This window comes from Kitasatospora sp. NPDC093558 (genome assembly GCF_040683475.1).
GTDB lineage: Bacteria > Actinomycetota > Actinomycetes > Streptomycetales > Streptomycetaceae > Kitasatospora.
Map to the genome: position 1 here is coordinate 1 of NZ_JBFBDY010000698.1, position 3,054 is coordinate 3,054.

Genomic DNA, 3,054 nt, shown 5'->3' on the forward strand with positions numbered 1-3,054 from the left:
GTCCGGTTCCGAGCGGACCGGCCACGGGCGGCTTGGGGGCTACCAGCGGTTACCAGGGGTTACCAGGGGTTACCGGTGGCTACCAGGGGTTGCCGGGGACTACTCCCCCAGCGCGGCGCGCGCGTCGACGAAGGCCGCCACGGCGCGCTCGACGTCCTCGGTGGAGTGCGCGGCCGACAGCTGCACCCGGATCCGGGCCTGGCCGTGCGGCACCACCGGGTAGGAGAAGCCGATCACGTACACGCCGCGCTCCAGCAGGAGTTCGGCGAGCCGGCCCGCCTTCGCCGCGTCGCCGATCATGACCGGGGCGATCGCGTGGTCGCCGGGCAGGATCTCGAACCCGGCCTCGGTCATCTTCGTGCGGAACAGCGCGGTGTTGGCCGCGAGCCGCTCGCGCAGCTCGTTGGAGTTCTCGACCAGGTCGAGCACCTTCAGCGAGGCCGCCGCGATGACCGGGGCGAGCGAGTTGGAGAACAGGTACGGGCGCGAGCGCTGGCGCAGCAGGGCGACGATCTCGCGGCGAGCGGCGACGTAGCCGCCGGAGGCGCCGCCGAGGGCCTTGCCGAGGGTGCCGGTGATGATGTCCACGCGGTCCATCACGCCGTGCAGTTCGGGGGTGCCGCGCCCGCCGGCGCCGACGAAGCCGACGGCGTGCGAGTCGTCGACCATGACCATCGCGTCGTAGCGGTCGGCGAGGTCGCAGATCTCGCGCAGCGGGGCGACGTAGCCGTCCATCGAGAAGACGCCGTCGGTGACGATCAGGCGGCGGCGGGCGTCCTGGGTCTCCTTGAGCTGCTTCTCCAGGTCGGCCATGTCGCGGTTGGCGTAGCGGTGGCGGCGGGCCTTGCTGAGCCGGATGCCGTCGATGATGCTCGCGTGGTTCAGCGCGTCGGAGATGACCGCGTCCTCGGCGCCGAGGATGGTCTCGAAGACACCGCCGTTGGCGTCGAAGCAGGAGGAGTAGAGGATCGTGTCCTCCTGGCCGAGGAACGCCGAGAGGCGGTCCTCGAGCTCCTTGTGGACGTCCTGCGTGCCGCAGATGAAGCGGACCGAGGCCATGCCGTAGCCCCAGCGGTCCAGCGCGTCCTTGGCGGCGGCGAGCACCTCGGGGTGGTCGGCCAGGCCGAGGTAGTTGTTGGCGCAGAAGTTGAGCACCTCGCCGGGGCGGCCGCCGCCGGTGACGGTGACGGCGGCGCTCTGCGGGGTGCCGATCACCCGCTCCGGCTTGAACAGGCCGGCCTCGCGGATCTCGTCGAGGGTGGCGGCGATGTCGGCGCGCACGTTGTCGAACACGAGCAGACTCCTTATCGGATCGGCGGGTTGCTCAGGCGGTCCAGCAGGGCTCAGGCGGTCCAGTCGAGGATGATCTTGCCGCAGTTGCCGCCGGCCGCGTCGTCGAAGGCGGCCTCGAAGTCGTCGGCGGCGTAGCGGCCGGTGATCACCGGGCTGAGGTCCAGGCCGCCCTCCAGCAGCACGGACATCGCGTACCAGGTCTCGAACATCTCGCGGCCGTAGATGCCCTTGATGGTGATCATCGAGGTGACGATGCGGGCCCAGTCGACCGGGAAGTCGTCGGCGGGCAGGCCGAGCATGGCGATCTTCCCGCCGTGGGTCATGTTGGCGATCATCGACTGCATCGCCTCGGGGCGGCCGGACATCTCCAGGCCGACGTCGAAACCCTCGCGCAGGCCGAGCTTCTGCTGGCCCTCCTCGATGGTGTGCTCGGCGACGTTGAGCGCCAGCGTCACGCCGACCTCGCGGGCCAGGTCGAGGCGGTACGGGGAGACGTCGGTGATCATCACGTTGCGCGCGCCGGCGTGCTTGGCGACGGCGGCGGCCATGATGCCGATCGGTCCTGCGCCGGTGACCAGCACGTCCTCGCCGACCAGCGGGAAGGACAGCGCGGTGTGCACGGCGTTGCCGAACGGGTCGAAGATCGCGGCGACGTCCAGGTCGACCGGCACCCGGTGCACCCAGACGTTCGAGGCGGGCAGGGCGACGTACTCGGCGAACGCGCCGTCGCGGTTCACGCCCAGGCCGATCGTGTTGCGGCACAGGTGGCGGCGGCCGGCCAGGCAGTTGCGGCACTTGCCGCAGACCAGGTGGCCCTCGCCGCTGACCAGGTCGCCGACCGCGATGTCCGCGACGCCGGCGCCGATCTCGGCGACCTCGCCGACGAACTCGTGGCCGATCACCATGGGGGTCTTGATGGTCTGCTGCGCCCAGCCGTCCCACTTGCGGATGTGCAGGTCGGTGCCGCAGATGCCGGTCCGCAGGACCTTGATCAGCACCTCGCCGGGGCCGATCTCGGGCTTCGGGACGTCCATCAGCCAGAGTCCGGGCTCGTTCTTGTGCTTGACGAGTGCCTTCACGGGCTTCGGCTCCTGACGTGCGAGTGGACGGGCCTGCGGACGTGGGCAGGCCGAGGCGGCCCGGAGCGGCCGTTCCTGGCGACCGCACCTCCGGGCAGGCAGAAATCTGCCTGGTGGGGAGGGGTGCGGTCCATCGAGGAATTCTTAAGGGCGGCCACAGCTGGGCTAAACGATCGTGCCCGAGCTGGGCCCCGGCGCAGGTCACGGCGTGCCGTCGGCCACCCGTTCGGCGGAGCGTGCGGCGGCTGCGGCGACACCAACCGGGCGGCCGGACGGGGTACTTGACAGCGCGCCGCCAGCCGGATCGGGCCACTCGGCTGACGGCGGTCCCGTTCGGATCAGCCGGACGTCGGACCGCGCGCGGCCGGACGGCAGCGGTGCTTACGGTGGCGACGCTCCCCCGCGGCCCCGTGGAGCAGCGCTCCGGGGCCCTCCGCCCCATAGATCCGGCCCCAGTGATCCGGGCCCCAGAGAGGCGCCTCGTCCCATGACCAAGACCCGACGGCCACGCCCGGCCGTTCCCCGGTCCATAGCCGTTCCCCGGTGCAGCGCCACGCCCCGCTCCGCCCGCCGTGCAGGCGCCGCCGCGCTCGCGCTGACCGGCCTGCTCTCCGCCGCCGCCTGCTCGGGCTCGCCGTCCGGGCAGCAGCGCGCCGAGCCGGTGATCACCGCCGAACCGGCC

3 protein-coding genes are annotated in these 3,054 nt (G+C 71.8%); 1 reads left to right on the forward strand and 2 read right to left on the reverse strand.

Features of this window, described 5'->3' with window-relative positions; all coding sequences use genetic code 11:
• Window positions 1-99: 99 nt before the first annotated feature.
• The gene (locus AB0O00_RS33895) at window positions 100-1,293 is read right to left on the reverse strand and encodes a glycine C-acetyltransferase (protein WP_363658396.1); all 1,194 of its coding nucleotides are present in this window, start codon (window positions 1,291-1,293) and stop codon (window positions 100-102) included.
• A 50-nt stretch (window positions 1,294-1,343) separates the two neighbouring features.
• Window positions 1,344-2,372 carry an L-threonine 3-dehydrogenase gene (tdh, locus tag AB0O00_RS33900; RefSeq protein WP_363658398.1) on the reverse strand — a complete coding sequence of 343 codons (1,029 nt, stop codon included), beginning with the start codon at window positions 2,370-2,372 and terminating at the stop codon, window positions 1,344-1,346.
• Between the two features lie 487 nt (window positions 2,373-2,859).
• Here tdh and AB0O00_RS33905 point away from each other — a divergent pair.
• Window positions 2,860-3,054: hypothetical protein (locus AB0O00_RS33905; protein WP_363658400.1), on the forward strand; the 195-nt coding region annotated here is incomplete at its 3' end.